The sequence below is a fragment of the Rothia nasimurium genome, from assembly GCF_042660305.1.
Taxonomy (GTDB): domain Bacteria; phylum Actinomycetota; class Actinomycetes; order Actinomycetales; family Micrococcaceae; genus Rothia; species Rothia nasimurium.
In genome coordinates, this window is sequence record NZ_JBHSTW010000013.1 from 51752 (window position 1) to 67888 (window position 16137).

Below are 16137 nucleotides of genomic sequence, written 5' to 3' on the forward strand. Positions count from 1 at the left end.
CCGAGGCCAGCCCCGCTCGCTATAGCAAAGCTAGAAGGGGTCGTCGGTAGCGGCGAAACCGGTCAAAGACTCAGCTACACCCACCGGGGCAGGTTTCCCCTCTACCCGGTGTCCCACCGCGTAACTCCCGGCTCCTGTTTCTCCAGCTACCGGGCTTTCAACCGTCGGGCCTAAAGGCTTGAGCAGTTTTCTGCGCTCTTCATCGGTGAGTTCATCGGCCTCAACGAGCAGGGCAGCTAAAAGCTGGGCGGCACCCGCCTTGTGCAGGGGCTCGTTCCGGTTACCGCACTTGGGGGACTGCACACACGAGGGGCAGCCCAGCTCGCACTCGCAGGCCAAAATTGTATCGAGAGTGGCCCGCAACCAGTGGCCCACCTGCTCAAAGCCCCGCTCGGCAAAGCCAGCCCCGCCAGGGTGGCCGTCGTAGACGAAAATCGTGGGCTGTTCGGTATCGATATGAAAGGCGGTCGATAAACCACCGATGTCCCACCGGTCGCAGGTGGCTACCAGGGGGAGCAGACCGATAGCGGCGTGCTCAGCGGCATGCAGGGCTCCGGGGATATCCCGCTCATGAATCCCCGCAGCGTGCAACAGGGTAGCTGGCATAGCCCACCAGATAGCCCTGGTCTGCAACTCCTGCGGGGCAAGGTCAAGCGGCTCATCACCCAGAACCTGTTGGCCCACCAGGGACTTCCGCTGGTAGCCCACCACCTGGGAACGAACCCGCACCCTGCCGTAGTTCAACGACACCTGCCCCTGCTGCCGCGTTTCCTCAGCACCCAGTACGGTCACTTCGGTGATATCACGGGACTGAGTGTAGTAATCGGGGCTCACTGCCGAGACCGCAATAACCTTGTTGTCCTCATCAAGATCTTCCACCACATAGGTCTTGCCCTGGTGGGTGTAAATAGCGCCGGGGTGACCCTGGGAGTGGGCGTGGCCGTCGTCCATACTGCCAATCACGGCACCCGTTTCGCAGTCAATAATCTGCAGGGGAGAACCACCCCCGCGCAGGTTCACAAAGTCACTGGCAGACTCGGGGTGGGTCCAGAACCAGCCGGTAGCCCGCTGTCTCAGGTAGCCCTGCTCCACCAGGCGGCCCAACAGCGCCTCGGTGGTGCGTCCAAAGACCATGAGCTCCTCCCGGCGCAGGGGAATCTCAGCTGCCGCAGCACACAGATGCGGGCTAAGCACATAGGGGTTCTCAGGGTCGAAAACGGTTTTTTCAACCGGCCGGTCAAAAATATCTTCGGGGTGGTGCACCAGGTAGGTATCGAGGGGGTCTTCGCTGGCAATCAGGACGGCAAAAGCGTCCTGCCCTGCCCTGCCCGCTCGTCCTATCTGCTGGTAGAAGGACGCCCGCGTGCCAGGCCATCCGCCCACCAGCACGGCATCCAGCCCCGCAATATCAATACCCAGCTCCAGGGCGTTGGTCGAGGCTACGCCCAGAATCTCACCCCGGCGCAGGCTGGCCTCAAGGGCCCGCCGCTCCTCGGGCAGGTAGCCCGCGCGATAGGCTGCGATACGGGCAGAAAGGCCGGGCTCAACCTCATCGAGATAGCGGCCAGCGGTCTGCGCGATAGCTTCAGCCCCGCGACGGGACTTAATAAAGGAAATCGTGCGGGTACGGTTCACCACCAGGTCAGTGAGCATCTCAGCGCTCTGGGTAATGACCGACTTACGCACCGGCGCCCCGTTCTCACCCGCGCCATTGCCCTGGGCACCGGGCCGAACACTCACCCCATTAGCATGGGCAGAAAGCTTGTCATTGACCGCAGCCGCATCAGTAAACTCCGGCTCCCACAGCAGTACATGGGTAGCACCGCGCGGAGCGGTACTCTCAGTTACCGCGGTAACCGCGGTGGGCCGCGACCCAATCAGCCGGGCAAAAGACTCAGCCGGCTCCGCACTGGTAGCAGATGCCCCGATAAACACCGGGGTAGCACCGTAGTAGCGGCACACCCGCCGTAACCGCATCATCAGCAGAGAAACATGGGCCCCAAAGACGCCCCGGTAGCCGTGGGCCTCATCCACAATCACATACTTGAGCTTGCGCAAAAACCCAGCCCACCGGGCATGATTGGGCAAGATAGCGTGGTGCAGCATATCCGGGTTAGCCAGAATGAAGTTGGCGCGCTCGCGAATAAAGCGGCGGTCGGCCTGCGGGGTATCGCCGTCGTAGCTCTCAGCCACGAGCCCGGGAAGTCCTAAGTTGCGCAGGGAGGCCAGCTGGTCTGCCGCCAGGGCCTTGGTGGGGGAGAGGTAGAGGGCCGTTGCCCGCCCAGAATCAAAGCCGCTAGCCTGGGCCTCGAATTCGCCCCGGTAGATAGCGTCAAGGGCGGGTAGCTGGTAGGCCAGGGACTTACCCGAGGCGGTTCCCGTTGCCAGAATGACGTGCCGGTTGCCGGGGGAGTCGTGCGCGGCCGTTGCCGCCTGCACCTGGTGTAGATAGGGCTCGGCGACCCCTAGGTTCTGGTAGGCCTCAACCACCCGTGGGTGGGCCCAGGACGGCCAGGGGGCAGTTTCTGCGCGCCGGGCAGGTAGGGTGCGCACATGGGTGACCTGCTCAGGTAAGGACGCCAGCCCCAGCTGGTCGAGCACCACGGCCAGCTCGCCGGGCTGGGGAGCGCGAGTGGACGGGGCTCCGGCTGGGTGTGAGCGCGAGGGAAGGGCATCGGTAGGCACCCGTCTATTATGGCACCGCGAGAGCGCGCGTAAATATTTGCTCTTTCTATCCTGTTATCTGTGACCTGCACTATAAGGGGTGGGATAATGGACTGTATGAGTATTCCAATGAACATTCAGGGTAAGAAGACCACCGAGCAGGAGCCTGTGGTCACGGTCCTCACCGAAGAGCAGATTTGGGAGCTAATTGAGGGCACCCGGTTTGCCCGTCTGGGTACGGTAGGCGAGGACGGCTACGTGCACATCACCCCGCTCAACATTGTGACCGACGGGGTTCGCATCTTCTTCCGCACCGCCTCCGGCAGCAAACTTACCCAGCTTTTGATGAACGAGAAAGTAACCGTGCAGTTCGACCGGGCAGAGGGCAGCCACGCCTACTCGGTCAATGTCTTTGCCACAGCCCGCCTACTGACCGAAACCCGCGACATTGACTACGTTGGCAAGCTCAACCTCGAGCCCTGGCTCGATACCGAGAAGCTGGAGTTTGTGGAGCTGACCCCGCAGAAAATGACTGGGCGCCGCTTCCGCCTGGGCTAGGAGCGCCAGTCGCCGCCCCACCGAGGGGCATAAGGTCTAAAATAGGGGTGTGTCTCAAGAAAAAATTATCCTCTACTACTGCTTTGCCCCTGTGACCGACCCCAAGGCCGTGATGCTGTGGCAGCGTGCCCTCTGCGAGAAGCTGGGCCTGACCGGCCGCATCCTAATCTCTAAGCACGGCATCAACGGTACCCTGGGCGGCGACATCAACGCCCTGAAACAGTACGGTAAGACTACCCGCCAGTACCCGGGCTTCGAAAAGCTCGAACTCAAGTGGTCTGACGGTAGCGCTAGCGACTTCCCCCGCCTTTCGGTAAAGGCTCGCGACGAGATTGTCGCCTTCGGCACCCCCGATGAACTCATCGTCGATGAAAACGGTGTGGTGGGTGGCGGCGTGCACCTGAAGCCCGAAGAAGTGAACAAGCTGGTTGAAGAGCGCGGCGACGAGGTCGTCTTCTTCGACGGCCGCAATGCCTTCGAAGCCAAAATCGGCAAGTTCAAGAACGCCATTGTGCCCGATGTGCGCACCACCCACGATTTCATTCAAGAAATCGAATCGGGCAAGTACGATGACCTCAAAGACAAGCCCGTCATCACCTACTGTACCGGCGGTATCCGCTGCGAAATTCTTTCGGCACTGATGAGGAACCGCGGCTTCAAAGAGATTTACCAGATTGACGGCGGCATCGTGCGCTACGGCGAAAAGTACGGCGACTCCGGCCTCTGGGAGGGCTCGCTCTACATCTTCGACAAGCGCCAGCACATGAACTTCTCACCCGACACCGTCACAATCGGCGAGTGCGAACACTGCGGCGCTAAGGCCAACACCTTCGTCAACCTCGACGTGGACGGCGTGCGCGACCTAGTGCTCCTGTGCCCCGACTGCCAGGCCAAAGCAGAGGCCGAGCGCGAGGCTGCGGCAGCGTCAGCATGAGTGAGCAGAAGACCCCGGTCTACGAAACAGCTCTGATTGAGTATGGCACCTTCATGGTCGCCGGTGTCACCGACCCGGCGACAGAAGAGAGCGACTTTGGAGCCTGGTGGGAGCGCCTCTACAGCACGCTTGAGTCGGGCGGGGGCGACCTGGCCGCCCAGCGTCTGGCTGCGGTAGAAAAGCTGCAGAAGGTGGGCGTCGTAATGCCGGACGCCGACGATACCGGTTTTACCTACACGGCGGGTTTCATTGTGCCCGGCGGTATTAAGGACGTTGCGGCCCTTGGGCTGACCGGCGTGATGGTACCGGCTGCTATGTACGCTACCGTCCTGGTGCAGGGGGCCATTACCCCGGGCGTCCCCCCTGCCCATATCAAGGCGGGCTTCAACCACCTGGCCAGCACCTTTATCCCCTCGAAGGGGCTGGAGCCTACCGGCGTCTGCCTAGAAGTGTACGGGCCCGGTGAAATCACCGACGAGAATTACCGTATGTATCTCTGGCAGGCTGTAACGAGCCCGCAGGCCGCTTAAAGAAACAATAAAATACCTCCCGCAGTGCGATATGCGGGAGGTATTTCTCTCTAAAGTATGTGCGCTTGCGCGCCCCTGGATAACGGTTGAACTGGTGTGGTAATACCGAAGGGAAAAATCTTTAGGAGTTCTGCTCTACGGCCAGTTCGGCCTCAAGCTTCTCGATAATCTCTGCGATGAAGGCGGGGCCACCGTTAGCGGCCTTTTCCTTCCAGTCAGCGATGGACTTTTCCAGTTCGGCAATTTTTTCTGCATTTGCCATAAGGTAAATATAACCCAGACCTCTAGAAAAAATCACCTTGATTACTATTTGACCTTTTCCCAGTTTTCGATGGGGCCGGGTACGACGGTGAAGAGCGGGTGGGTGACTTTAGTGGGTGACGTGGAAAAATGCTGGTCATACCACTGTGGGGAGCGGGCTTTTACTTTTTCTGCCAAAAATGAGATTTCGTAGTCTAGCTGGCCGTCGGTAACTGGTAGCGGTGACAACTCAGGTTGAGCAGGGAGCACCAGCAAACTGCGGTTGAAGTTATAGCCCCGTCTATCAGCCTCATCAGCCAGCCCGTGCAGGTAGGTGCAGATGTAGGCTAGGGGGTCACTAGAGGCTTTGAAACGGTCCAGCTGGGGGTGGTTGGTGTAGCCCTGGGTGAGCCCCTGGAGCACTTTCTGGGCAAGCAGGGTCTCACGCCAGCAGGCCACTAGCCCCTTGGCATCGAGCAGGGAGGGGTGCACAGACCAGATACGCATTAGCCTTCAGCTCTGCGGGCGATGGCTTCTTCGAGGCGGTCGAGTTTGCCGGTGAGTTCACCTGAGTCGTGACCTGGGCGAATGTCGGCTTTGAGCACGAGGGAGACCCTGTTGCCGTACTTTCCAACGGCTTCGGTGGCGGCTTTGATCACGGCCATGCACTCGTCCCAGTCACCTTCGATGGTGGTAAACATGGCGTCGGTGCGGTGGGGCAGGCCCGAATCGCGGACGATCTGGACGGCTTCTGCAACGGCGTCGTGTACGGACCCGGACGGGTCGCCGCCGCCGGTGGGGGCTACAGAGAATGCAAATAACATGTCTCTACCGTACCGCTCATACGGTTAAATAGAGAGCGTGATGACTTCTGATTTTTCTCGTGTTCCCGGTGCCCCCGTCAGCGCCGACATTACTGCTCTCGCCCGCCTGCACACCGCCCTGACCGAGCTCAACTACACCTACGACGGTATCGAGGAGCTGCTGGGGGCCCGCGCTTTTGAGGCCATGACCCGCGACCAGGTGGTGCCCGGCCTTTACCGGGTGAGCCAGATTCTGGGGCAGGAGGCCACATCAGAAACCTTTACCACCGCCCAGCGGAACCTGGCCCAGCTGGTGCGCTTCTTCCTCTTTGGCACCGCCCTGCCCGGTGGGGACCTTGAGGACGCCCTGGGCGCAGGTAGCCTGGACCTGCTGCTGGATCTGGGGCTGGCGGAGCCCACCGAGGACGGCCTGGTACAGGCTGCCGTAGACCTGCGGCCGCACGCTGCAGATGATGGAACCGAACTCTTTGTAGCCAGCGACTTGGGCGCCCACCAGCGCCCCGGCGTCCTGCGCAAGGACCATGTGCTGGGTATCGGCCATGCCTCCCTTACCCTGGCCCAGCTCACCGAGCGAACCCCCGTAGACCGGGCCCTTGATTTGGGCACCGGCTGCGGCATTCAGGTCTTCCACCTGCTGGCCCACACCCGCCACGTGACCGCTACCGATATTTCTGAGCGCGCCCTGGCCTTTACCCGTTTCAACCTGCTGCTCAACGCGTCCGCCCTGAACCTTGATGCGACCAACCTCGAAGAGCGCGTGAGCCTGCGCTTAGGTTCCCTGCTCGAACCGGTCGCCGGTGAAACCTTCGACCTGGTGGTCTCTAACCCGCCCTTTGTTATTACCCCGCGCAGCGACCACGAGAGTCCCGAAGACCAGTTCACCTACCGCGACGGCGGCATGGCAGGGGACGGTATCGTCTCAACCCTGGTGCAGCAGCTACCCACCGTGCTTGCCCCCGGCGGGCGTGCCCAGATGCTGGGTAACTGGGAAATTCCCGTTGACGGGCAGGACGGCCCCGTCGACTGGGCAGACCGCCCCCGCGCCTGGGTGGGGGAGGAGACCGAAGCCTGGTTCATCCAGCGCGAGGTTCTTGAACCCGAACAGTACGCCGAAACCTGGCTGCGAGATGCCAGCGAAAACCGCGACCCCGCCCACTTTGAAGCCGCCTACACCGCCTACCTGCGCGACTTCGCCTCCCGCGGCGTTGGCTCCATCGGGTTTGGCATGATTTGGCTGCGTAAGCCGAACCCGGGGTCCGCAGGGGAGCGCCTGCACCGCTTCGAAGAAATCACCTACCCCATCCAGCAGCCCATCGCCCCCTTCATCACCGAGGCGGTGGAGCACTTTGATCAGGTCACCGCCTTGAGCGATGCCGAGCTGCTAGAGAAGCACCTGGTCGTTGCCGGGGACGTGACCGAAGAACGCCATGCCACCCCCGGCTCTGAGCACCCCTCCGTGATTCTGCTGCGCGCAGGTGCCGGACTGCGCCGCACCATCCTAGAAACCACAGAGACCTCCGGCTTCGTCTCCGCCTGCGACGGGGAACTGACCGCCGGCCAAATCGTCGGTGCCCTAGCTGCCCTGCTGGGCTGGGAGACCGAAGAACCCAGACAAGTATTAATCAGTAACATGCGCGAACTGCTCGAAAAGGGCTTTTTGCGGATTGACCAGGGCGACTAGACTGGGGCCATGGTAGAGAATCCTATTAAAACCCTGACCGAAGACCGCTGCTGGGAGCTGCTAGCTGCCCACGAGTTCGGCCGCCTGGCCCTGGCTGTTGGCGGGGAGGTAGATATCTACCCCGTCAACTTCGTGGTGCACGAGAAGAAAATCTACTTCCGCACCGCAGCCGGCCAGAAGCTCTCAGAAGTCGTCATCAGCCGCAAGGCCGCCTTCGAAATTGACGAGGTCATCGACGGTACAGCCCGCTCCGTTGTCGTGCACGGCAACGCCCACTGGCTCACCAGCGAAGCCGACCTCGACGCGGTCGAAGCCTTGGGCCTGTGCACCTACTCACCGACCTACAAGACCAACTGGGTTGAGGTAGAGCCGGTGAGCGTCAGCGGGCGCGAGTTCGAAATCGGGGCAGAACCTGCTGATGAGCTTTAAGGGGCTAAGGGGGCCAGCACCGGTACTGGCCCCCGCACGCCCGCGCTCTAAGGTCACATCGGTCTAAGTAGACACGAAGCCCCGTAAGTCGGCTATTGTTGTGCATACATGCGAAAAACCGACCCCAAGGAGCCCTCAGTGCCCACTAAGGCAACCACCGAGCACGGCAAGTCACTGCTGATCGTGGAATCCCCCTCGAAGGTGAAAACCATCAGCGGGTACCTGGGCGATGCCTTCATCGTTGAATCCTCCATGGGGCATATTCGCGACCTTCCCCAGCCCTCTGAGTTGCCCGATGAGCTCAAAAAGAGCCCCGTCGGCAAGTTTGCGGTCAACGTAGAAGAAGGCTTCGAGCCCTACTATGTGGTCAACCCCGATAAGAAAAAGAAGGTCACCGAGCTCAAGCGCCTGCTCAAAGAGTCCGATGCCCTCTATCTGGCAACCGATGGTGACCGCGAAGGTGAAGCCATTGCCTGGCACCTGCTGCAGGTGCTCAAGCCCAAGGTGCCCGTATACCGTCTGACCTTCCCCGAAATCACCAAAGAAGCGATTCAGCGTGGCTTCAACGAACTGCGCGACATTGATAACAACCTGGTGGACGCCCAGGAAACCCGCCGTGTGCTCGACCGTATCTACGGTTACGAGCTCTCACCGGTGCTCTGGCGCAAGGTCTCCCGCGGCCTTTCAGCCGGGCGCGTGCAGTCTGTGGCAACCCGCCTGGTCGTAGAGCGTGAGCGCGAACGCATGGCCTTCCGCTCAGCCACCTACTGGGACCTCACCGGTACCTTCACCACCTCCGCCTCCGAATCTTTCACCGCCAAGCTCTCCGCTGTTGATGGTGCCCGCGTGGCTACCGGCAAGGATTTTGCCGACGACGGCACCCTCAAGACCAGCGCCCGCGGCAAGGTTGCCCACCTGGACGAAGCCGCCGCCAGCTCCCTGGCGTCCGCGCTGGCGTCCGCCGAGTTCGCCGTCCGCTCGGTCGAAACTAAGCCCTATACCCGCCGCCCCGCTGCCCCCTTCACCACCTCAACCCTGCAGCAGGAGGCCGCCCGTAAGCTCCGCTTCTCGTCCCGCTCCACCATGCAGGTGGCCCAGCGCCTCTACGAGAACGGTTACATCACCTACATGCGAACCGACTCGGTTGCCCTGTCTGACCAGGCCACCCAGGCTGCCCGCAAGCAGGCAGCTGAACTGTACGGTGCCGACTTTGTGCCTGCGTCCCCGCGTGTCTACACCTCCAAGTCCAAGAATGCCCAGGAAGCCCACGAGGCAATCCGCCCTGCGGGGGATTCCTTCCGTACCCCCGCCGAGGTCAAGGGTGCCCTCAGCATGGACGAGTTCCGCCTCTACGAGCTGATTTGGAAGCGTACCGTCGCCTCCCAGATGGCGGACGCCAAGGGCTCCACCGCCTCCGTCCGCCTGGGGGCAACCGCCGCCGACGGCCGGGATGCCGAGTTCGCAGCGTCCGGCACCGTCATCACCTTCCGCGGCTTCCTCGCCGCCTACGAAGAAGGCAAGGACGCCCTGCGCGGCGAAGAGGGCAAGGGCGAGACCAAGGACGGTAAGGACGACAAGCGCCTACCCAACCTGGCAGAAGGCGACTCCCTGCGCGGTAGCGATATCGAAGCTGCCCGCCACGAAACCTCACCCCCGCCCCGCTACACCGAGGCATCCCTGGTCAAGGCTATGGACGAGCTCGGCATTGGCCGCCCCTCAACCTATGCAGCCGTTATCTCGACCATCATGGACCGCGGCTACGTCAATAACCGCTCCGGCTTCCTGGTGCCCTCCTGGACCGCTTTCTCGGTCGTCCGCCTGCTCGAAGAGCACTTCGCCAAGTACGTGGACTACGAGTTCACCGCCGAAATGGAAGAAGACCTTGACCGCATTGCCCGCGGTGAAGAGGCCCGCCCCGAGTGGCTGTCTCACTTCTACTTCGGTGGGGGAGACAAGCGCGGCCTCAAGCCCATCGTTGATAACCTGGGCGACATCGACGCCCGCGCAATCAACTCTGTAGAGGTCGCCCCCGGGGTCAACCTGCGCGTGGGCAAGTTCGGCCCCTACCTTGAGACCGGCGGCGAGATTGACACCGAAACCGGCGAAATCAAGGACCCCATCCGCGCCAATGTACCGGCTGATCTGGCACCCGATGAGCTGACCGAAGAGAAGGTCGCTGAACTGCTGGAAGCCGGTAAGAACGACGGCCGTGAACTCGGCGTTGACCCGGCCACCGGCCGCACCATCGTGGCCCGTGACGGCCGTTTTGGCCCCTACGTCACCGAGGTTATCCCCGAGATGACCGAGGAAGAAATTGCCGCCTGGATGGAGGCCCAGCCCACCGAGTACTACAAGAACGGTAAGCCCAAGCCCAAGAAGAAGCCCAAGGCTGAGAAGCCCCGCACCGGCTCCCTCTTCAAGTCCATGGACCTGGCAACCGTTACCCTGGATGACGCCCTCAAGATTATGGCCCTGCCCCGCGTGGTCGGTACCGATGCCGAGGGCACCGAAATTACCGCCCAGAACGGTCGTTTTGGCCCCTATCTGAAGAAGGGCACCGACTCCCGCTCCCTGGAGACCGAGGACCAGATTTTCTCTATCACCCTGGAGCAGGCCCTGGAGATTTACTCCCAGCCCAAGCAGCGCGGACGCGGCGCCGCCAAGCCCCCGCTCGCTGAGCTCGGCGTAGACCCGGTCTCTGAAAAGAAGATTGTGGTGAAGGACGGCCGCTTCGGCCCCTACATCACCGACGGCGTCACCAACATTACGGTGCCCCGCAGCGAAACCATCGAGTCCCTGACCCACACCCGCGCGGTTGAGCTGCTCGCTGAGAAACGAGCTAAGGGCCCGGTTAAGCGCAAGACCGCCGCCAAGAAGCCGGCGGCCAAGAAAACCACGGCTAAAAAAACCACAGCCAAGAAGACTACGACCAAGAAGAGCACCGCTCAGAAAGCGGGCGAGTAGCCGGTTATCGCATGGGTCCCGTCCTTGTACACTGGTAGGCAGGAAAACTTTTTGTCACCACTCAAGGGGGACCCATGCGTCTAGGCGTGCTCGATATTGGCTCAAATACCGGCCACCTGCTTCTGATTGAGGGGCAGCTAGGCTCCCGCCCCGAAGCCTACACCGCAGCCCACAAGGAGCCCCTACAGCTCGTCCGCTACATCGACGCGGACGGCAACATCACCGACGAGGGCCGCGACCGCCTCACCGCCTTCGTGAAGTCCGCAGTGCTCTACGCGATTGAGCACGGGGCGGAAGACCTCTTAGCCTTTGCCACCAGCGCCATTCGCGAATCCAAGAATGGCCCCGAGGTGCTGCAGCACGTGCAGAACCAGACCGGCGTCAACCTCACCGAAATCACCGGCGACCAGGAAGCCGCCATCACCTACCACGCCGTGCGCCACTGGCAGGGCTGGGGCGCAGGCCGCATTCTCAACTTCGACATCGGCGGCGGCTCCTTCGAGTTCTCCACCGGCATGGACGCCTACCCCGACGACGCAATCTCCGTGCCGCTGGGTGCCACCCGCCTGACCGGCGACTGGTTCAGCGCTCCCGTGCCGTCCCCTAAGGAAATCAAAAAACTCCGCAAGTACGTGCGCGAAACCCTAGAACCCGTCGCCGAGACCCTGCTGGCCTACGGGCAGCCCAATATGGTTGTGGGAACCTCCAAAACCTTCCGCTCCCTCGCTCGTATCTGCGGGGCAGCCCCCTACTCGGCGGGCCCCTTCGTCAAGCGTGAAATGCTGCTACAGGATCTGCGCCTGTGGACCCGCCGCATGGAAGCCATGCCCCCCAGCGAACGTGAGGACCTACCCGGGGTGTCCGACGTCCGCGCCGAACAGATGCTAGCCGGGGCTATCGCGGCAGAAACCGCCATGGACGTCTTTGGCGTAGACCGCATGCGCGTTTCCCCCTGGGCCCTGCGCGAGGGCCTGGTGCTACGCCGCCTAAACTACCTCTCCCAGCAGGGGCCCGAAGCCATGATTGACCCCCGCTCCCTGGCAGAATTCGTGCAGGACTAGCCATGAGCACCGACGCACCCAAGAACCCGTCCGCCCGCAAACCCGTGCCGGTGGCACTTTCTACCTCCTGCCTCTTCCCACTCGGCGTACCCGAAACCTTCTCAACCGCCGTAGACCTAGGCTACGGCAGCGTGGAAGTCATGATCACCCACTCGGCCCTCTCCCAAGAGCCCCACGACCTGCTCGACCTGATCCAGAAATACCAGATCCCCATCTCCGCCATTCACGCCCCCACCCTGCTCCTAACCCAGCAGGTCTGGGGCCGGGCCTGGAACAAAATGCAGATGGCCGCCAAAATGACCAAGGCCGTAGGGGCGGACGTCATTGTCGCCCACCCGCCCTTCCGCTGGCAGAAGCTCTACGCCAAGAACTTCGTTGCGGGCGTGCGCGAAATATCAGAGCTCGAAAACGTTAAAATTGCCGTGGAAAACATGTACCCCTGGTCCATCAAGGGCCACGCGGTAGAGATGTACGCCCCCCACTGGGATCCCTCCCGCTTCGACTACGACTGGATGACCTGGGACTTCTCCCACGCAGCCGCAGCCGGGGTCGACTCCCTCGAGGCCGTCAAACGCATCGGCTCCCGCCTGGGGCACGTGCACCTGACCGACGGCTCCGGCGATAAGGTCATGGACGAACACCTGGTACCCGGCCACGGCACCCAGCCCGTCGCCGAGACCCTGCAGTACATCGCAGCTAGCGATTTTGACGGCGTTGTCTGCGCTGAAGTGTCAACCCGCAAGGCCAAGGGCGCAGGGGCCCGCGACGACATGCTCTACGAGACCCTGCAGTTCGCCCGCACCCACCTAGCTAGGAGAACATCATGACTACCGTTGCTTTTATCGGAACCGGCTCCATGAACGGAGCGATCGCCTCGGGCCTGCTCGCTGCGGGTACCGACCCTACCTCTGTGCGCGCGACCGTTGGCTCTCACGCCAGCATCTCTACCCTGCGTGAGAAGCTGGGGGAGGGGGCTCAGGGCGTAACCATCCTTGCCGGTGAGGACGATGCGCAGGCTAACCTCAAAGCCACTGAAGGGGCCGACGTGGTGCTTCTGGGCGTCAAGCCCTATGCCATTCTTGATCTTGCCCGCGAAATTTCACCGGCTCTGGGTGAGAATACTGTAGTGGTGTCGGTTGCTGCCGGTATCACCCTGGAAGCCTTACAGCGGGCCCTGCCCGAGGGGCAGCCGGCAATCCGTTGCATGCCCAATACTCCTTCGCGGGTGGGCAAGGGCGTGCTTGCTATCTCGGTGGGGCAGACCGTGACCGAGGAGCTTAAGGACGCCGCCGCTCAGGTTCTGGGAGCAGCAGGCCGGGTGATTGAGGTTGAGGAAGAGCAGATGGGGGCGGTGACCGCTGTGTCGGGGTCTGGCCCTGCCTATGCCTTCCTGCTGGCAGAAACCATGGCAGCTGCGGGCGTCAAGCTGGGGCTCGACGAAAAGACCGCGACTGAGTTGGCTGCTGCTACTGTGGCGGGTGCAGGTTACCTGCTGGACGCTGACCCCAACCCCCAGGATCTCCGCAAGGCGGTTACCAGCCCCAAGGGTACAACCGATAGGGCAATTACCGCCTATATTGATGGTGGCCTTTTTGAACTGACGGAGACCGCTATGCGGGCCTGCCTAGCTCGGAACGAGGAAATGACCGAAGAGTTCAGCTCCGAAAAATAGTACAGGCCTAGTCTAAAAAAGAGGATCTGTAAAAGCAGGCTGTGTTACCAAAACCCCTGATGGGGCTGAGGTAAGCAGCCTGCTTTTCCTTGCAAACAAAAGCAGTCTGGATACACTAAAGGCCAGTCCGTAGGGAATCGGACTGGCCTTCAGCTTTCTCCTCCACCGGTAGGGATCCGGCTTCTAGAGAAGGCTCGCCACCTGAAGGAGATGGGATTAGGGGGAACCATCTGGAAATCTTCAGGCCTTGAGCTACTTGAACGGGTTCGCGGACCGTTCAGTAATCACTCGCACCTTTAGAGGTAGTTATAACTATATGCCAATTTCTCAGTTAATGCACCCTGAAAATCGAAAAAAGACGAATTATTTCGGAATACACCTGAGCGGTTTCCATGCCCAGGTGGGTATAGGGTATGGTCAGGGCTTTCTTGTAGGTATAAACCTGTTAGGGGCGTGCGGCAAACCTTTCAATCAGGTCTACCTGGCCAGAGACAATTAATAAATCGCGAGAAGAAACCCGGGTATCGGGTGTCGCATAGGTAATTTCTTCACCCGGCGATTTCACTCCCACGATGGTCACCCCGTACTTCGACCGCACGTCAGACTCAGACAGGGTAAAGCCATGGGTCTCCTTGGGAGGGTACATCTTGACGATGGCAAAGTCGTCATCGAACTCGATGAAGTCCAGTAGTCGCCCTGAGACTAGGTGGGCTGCTCGCACCCCCGCATCCGACTCCGGGTAAACAACCCGGTGTGCTCCAATACGGGAGAGAATCTTGCCATGGGAAGGGGTGATAGCTTTGGCCCAAATACGTTCGATGCCCAGGTCGACGAGGTTGGCGGTAATCAGCACTGAGGCCTCCACGGAGGTACCCACGCCTACCACAGCGGCGGTAAAGTCCTGGGCCCCCAACTGGCGCAGGGCATTCATATCGGTTGCATCTGCCTCAACCACGTGGGTGAGGTCGCCCGACCATTTCTGCACCAGCACCGGATCTTTCTCAACAGCCAGCACCTCCTTGTTCTGGCGAACGAGCTGGGCGGCGGTAGCCGAACCAAAGCGTCCTAAGCCGATCACCAGCACGGGGGCGCTGTGGGCGGGGCGGAAATCTTTTCTAGCCAATGATGGGCCTTTCTTCGGGGAATTTGTAGAGGCGGCGGCGGGAGCGCATGGCCAGGCCGGTAGCTACGGTGATGGTGCCGATACGGCCGATGAGCATAAGGATGGAGAGAATATAGGTGCCGGACGGCGGCAGCTCGGCTGAGAGCCCGGTGGACAGTCCGCAGGTGGCATAGGCCGAGATGACTTCAAAGAGGGCCCTGTCGAGGCCGACCTGGCCGATGAGCATAATAGCGGTGGTGCCTGCCAGCACAAACACGAAGCTCATCATAATCACGGAGATAGCGATACGGAGGACAGCATCGGGAATGGTGCGGTTGAAAGCCACGACGAACTGGTCGCCGCGTGCTTCTGCCAGGATCGCCAAGAAGACCACGGTGATGGTGGTGATTTTGATACCGCCTGCGGTGGACGCCGAGCCGCCTCCAATGAACATGAGCACGTCGGTCAGCAACATAGTGACCGGGTGAATATCCGCCATATCGACCAGGTTGAAGCCGCCCGAGCGCGTCATAATCGAGGCGAAAGCGGCATTGAGCATCTTATCGCCTACCCCCATAGCGCCGATGGTACGGTCGTTGCCCCACTCTAAGGCACCCCAAGCAAAAGAGCCCAGAAAGAAGAGTGCCAGGGTGCCAATAATGGTGAGCTTGGCATTGAGATTCCACTTGCTAAAGCGCAGGTTATTGCGCAGAACCAGGATGACGGGGAAGCCTAGGGAGCCGACCATAACCCCCAGGGCGATGGGGAAAAGAATCCAGAGGTCGTGGCCGTAGGGCACGATGCCATCGGAGTGGGGAGTAAAACCGGCATTGTTGAATGACGACACCGCATAGAAAACACCGTGCCAGACTGCCTGCCAGAGGGGCTCGCCCAGCACAAGGAAGCGGGGGATCAAGGTGAAGGCAATTAGGGCCTCGATGGCAATGGAGGTAAAAGCCACGGTGCGCAGTACGGAGCCAACCTCACCCAGGCGTCCGATGTTGAGGGACTCCTGGGCAATAATTTTGGACCGCAGGCCCAGCTTGCGGCCTACCGCCAGGGCTAAGATCGAGGTCAGGGTCAGGGTTCCCAGCCCGCCAATCTGGGACCCTAAGAGAAGCATGAGCTGGCCGAAGAAAGTCCACTGCTCGGCGGTGGATACCGTGGTGAGACCGGTGACGGTCACGGCGCTTGTAGCTGTAAAGACAGCATGGTGGAACTCGACCTGCTGGCCATCGCGTGATGCCCAGGGGGTGTAGAGCATGAGTGAGAAGAAGACAATAACCAGCAAGAAGGCTGCGATGGCAATGCGGGAGGACGAGGAGCCAAAGAGGCGGTCTACCAGGTCACGTAGGCGCGCTGCCCGGGCCTGGAAGGCAGCCGAAAACTTAACAATCTGAAGGAGCTGCTGGTATTCCAGTTGCCCCTGCTCCATGGCGTCCAGAACCCGCTTGCGCTCTTGGACCTTGCGCACAATT

General features: G+C 61.2%; 15 protein-coding genes. 9 read left to right on the plus strand and 6 right to left on the minus strand.

Features of this window, described 5'->3' with window-relative positions; translation table 11 throughout:
* Nucleotides 1-30 precede the first annotated feature (30 nt).
* A complete protein-coding gene (locus ACFP6B_RS06050) occupies nucleotides 31-2604 on the minus strand; it encodes a DEAD/DEAH box helicase (protein ID WP_377128241.1) in 2574 nt (857 codons plus the stop codon).
* Between the two features lie 177 nt (nucleotides 2605-2781).
* Between ACFP6B_RS06050 and ACFP6B_RS06055 the strand changes: the two genes are divergently transcribed.
* The 3 genes from ACFP6B_RS06055 to ACFP6B_RS06065 are packed head-to-tail and all read left to right on the plus strand — an operon-like array spanning nucleotide 2782 to nucleotide 4686.
* Nucleotides 2782-3222, plus strand: a complete 441-nt coding sequence (locus tag ACFP6B_RS06055; protein WP_237185039.1) for a pyridoxamine 5'-phosphate oxidase family protein — start codon at nucleotides 2782-2784, stop codon at nucleotides 3220-3222.
* Nucleotides 3223-3271: 49 nt separating this feature from the next.
* Nucleotides 3272-4156, plus strand: a complete 885-nt coding sequence (gene trhO / locus ACFP6B_RS06060) for an oxygen-dependent tRNA uridine(34) hydroxylase TrhO (protein WP_237206132.1) — start codon at nucleotides 3272-3274, stop codon at nucleotides 4154-4156.
* On the plus strand, nucleotides 4153-4686 hold the full coding sequence (locus tag ACFP6B_RS06065) for a GyrI-like domain-containing protein (protein ID WP_377128145.1): 534 nt from the start codon (nucleotides 4153-4155) through the stop codon (nucleotides 4684-4686). Before trhO ends, ACFP6B_RS06065 begins: the two co-directional genes overlap by 4 nt.
* Before the next feature lie 121 nt (nucleotides 4687-4807).
* Here ACFP6B_RS06065 and ACFP6B_RS06070 read toward each other — a convergent pair whose 3' ends face one another.
* Genes ACFP6B_RS06070 through ACFP6B_RS06080 form a run of 3 tightly spaced genes read right to left on the minus strand, consistent with a single transcriptional unit; the run spans nucleotide 4808 to nucleotide 5750 of the window.
* The gene (locus tag ACFP6B_RS06070; RefSeq protein ID WP_237185034.1) at nucleotides 4808-4948 is read right to left on the minus strand and encodes a hypothetical protein; all 141 of its coding nucleotides are present in this window, start codon (nucleotides 4946-4948) and stop codon (nucleotides 4808-4810) included.
* A gap of 44 nt (nucleotides 4949-4992) precedes the next feature.
* Nucleotides 4993-5433, minus strand: a complete 441-nt coding sequence (locus tag ACFP6B_RS06075) for a pyrimidine dimer DNA glycosylase/endonuclease V (RefSeq protein WP_377128149.1) — start codon at nucleotides 5431-5433, stop codon at nucleotides 4993-4995.
* Nucleotides 5433-5750, minus strand: a complete 318-nt coding sequence (locus tag ACFP6B_RS06080) for a thiamine-binding protein (protein ID WP_185174173.1) — start codon at nucleotides 5748-5750, stop codon at nucleotides 5433-5435. Before ACFP6B_RS06080 ends, ACFP6B_RS06075 begins: the two co-directional genes overlap by 1 nt.
* Nucleotides 5751-5790: 40 nt before the next feature.
* Here ACFP6B_RS06080 and ACFP6B_RS06085 point away from each other — a divergent pair, with 40 nt between their 5' ends.
* The 6 genes from ACFP6B_RS06085 (at nucleotide 5791) to proC (ending at nucleotide 13557) form a co-directional block, all read left to right on the plus strand.
* A complete protein-coding gene (locus tag ACFP6B_RS06085; RefSeq protein WP_377128152.1) occupies nucleotides 5791-7431 on the plus strand; it encodes a DUF7059 domain-containing protein in 1641 nt (546 codons plus the stop codon).
* A gap of 9 nt (nucleotides 7432-7440) precedes the next feature.
* Nucleotides 7441-7860 carry a pyridoxamine 5'-phosphate oxidase family protein gene (locus ACFP6B_RS06090; protein ID WP_377128155.1) on the plus strand — a complete coding sequence of 140 codons (420 nt, stop codon included), beginning with the start codon at nucleotides 7441-7443 and terminating at the stop codon, nucleotides 7858-7860.
* A 138-nt stretch (nucleotides 7861-7998) separates the two neighbouring features.
* Nucleotides 7999-10824, plus strand: coding sequence for a type I DNA topoisomerase (gene topA / locus ACFP6B_RS06095; protein WP_377128158.1), 2826 nt, complete (start codon nucleotides 7999-8001; stop codon nucleotides 10822-10824).
* 74 nt (nucleotides 10825-10898) lie between these two features.
* Nucleotides 10899-11885, plus strand: coding sequence for a Ppx/GppA phosphatase family protein (locus ACFP6B_RS06100; RefSeq protein ID WP_377128161.1), 987 nt, complete (start codon nucleotides 10899-10901; stop codon nucleotides 11883-11885).
* A 2-nt stretch (nucleotides 11886-11887) separates the two neighbouring features.
* Nucleotides 11888-12712, plus strand: coding sequence for a sugar phosphate isomerase/epimerase family protein (locus ACFP6B_RS06105; RefSeq protein WP_377128164.1), 825 nt, complete (start codon nucleotides 11888-11890; stop codon nucleotides 12710-12712).
* A complete protein-coding gene (proC, locus tag ACFP6B_RS06110) occupies nucleotides 12706-13557 on the plus strand; it encodes a pyrroline-5-carboxylate reductase (protein WP_377128244.1) in 852 nt (283 codons plus the stop codon). The genes ACFP6B_RS06105 and proC overlap by 7 nt, the downstream gene beginning before the upstream one ends.
* A 445-nt stretch (nucleotides 13558-14002) precedes the next feature.
* Here the strand turns inward: proC and ACFP6B_RS06115 are convergent, their stop codons facing one another.
* Both ACFP6B_RS06115 and ACFP6B_RS06120 read right to left on the minus strand, forming a co-directional pair.
* The gene (locus tag ACFP6B_RS06115) at nucleotides 14003-14680 is read right to left on the minus strand and encodes a potassium channel family protein (RefSeq protein ID WP_346876149.1); all 678 of its coding nucleotides are present in this window, start codon (nucleotides 14678-14680) and stop codon (nucleotides 14003-14005) included.
* Nucleotides 14673-16094: a TrkH family potassium uptake protein gene (locus ACFP6B_RS06120; protein ID WP_377128247.1), complete on the minus strand. Its 1422-nt coding sequence runs from the start codon at nucleotides 16092-16094 to the stop codon at nucleotides 14673-14675. Before ACFP6B_RS06120 ends, ACFP6B_RS06115 begins: the two co-directional genes overlap by 8 nt.
* Between the last annotated feature and the right edge of the window lie 43 nt (nucleotides 16095-16137).

Coding starts and splice junctions, on each gene's coding strand:
- ACFP6B_RS06055 (WP_237185039.1), top strand. CDS start 2,782: ATGAGTATTCCAATGAACATTCAGGGTAAGAAGACCACCGAGCAGGAG.
- ACFP6B_RS06065 (WP_377128145.1), top strand. CDS start 4,153: ATGAGTGAGCAGAAGACCCCGGTCTACGAAACAGCTCTGATTGAGTAT.
- ACFP6B_RS06070 (WP_237185034.1), bottom strand. CDS start 4,948: ATGGCAAATGCAGAAAAAATTGCCGAACTGGAAAAGTCCATCGCTGAC.
- ACFP6B_RS06075 (WP_377128149.1), bottom strand. CDS start 5,433: ATGCGTATCTGGTCTGTGCACCCCTCCCTGCTCGATGCCAAGGGGCTA.
- ACFP6B_RS06080 (WP_185174173.1), bottom strand. CDS start 5,750: ATGTTATTTGCATTCTCTGTAGCCCCCACCGGCGGCGGCGACCCGTCC.
- ACFP6B_RS06085 (WP_377128152.1), top strand. CDS start 5,791: ATGACTTCTGATTTTTCTCGTGTTCCCGGTGCCCCCGTCAGCGCCGAC.
- ACFP6B_RS06090 (WP_377128155.1), top strand. CDS start 7,441: ATGGTAGAGAATCCTATTAAAACCCTGACCGAAGACCGCTGCTGGGAG.
- ACFP6B_RS06100 (WP_377128161.1), top strand. CDS start 10,899: ATGCGTCTAGGCGTGCTCGATATTGGCTCAAATACCGGCCACCTGCTT.
- ACFP6B_RS06105 (WP_377128164.1), top strand. CDS start 11,888: ATGAGCACCGACGCACCCAAGAACCCGTCCGCCCGCAAACCCGTGCCG.
- ACFP6B_RS06120 (WP_377128247.1), bottom strand. CDS start 16,094: ATGGAGCAGGGGCAACTGGAATACCAGCAGCTCCTTCAGATTGTTAAG.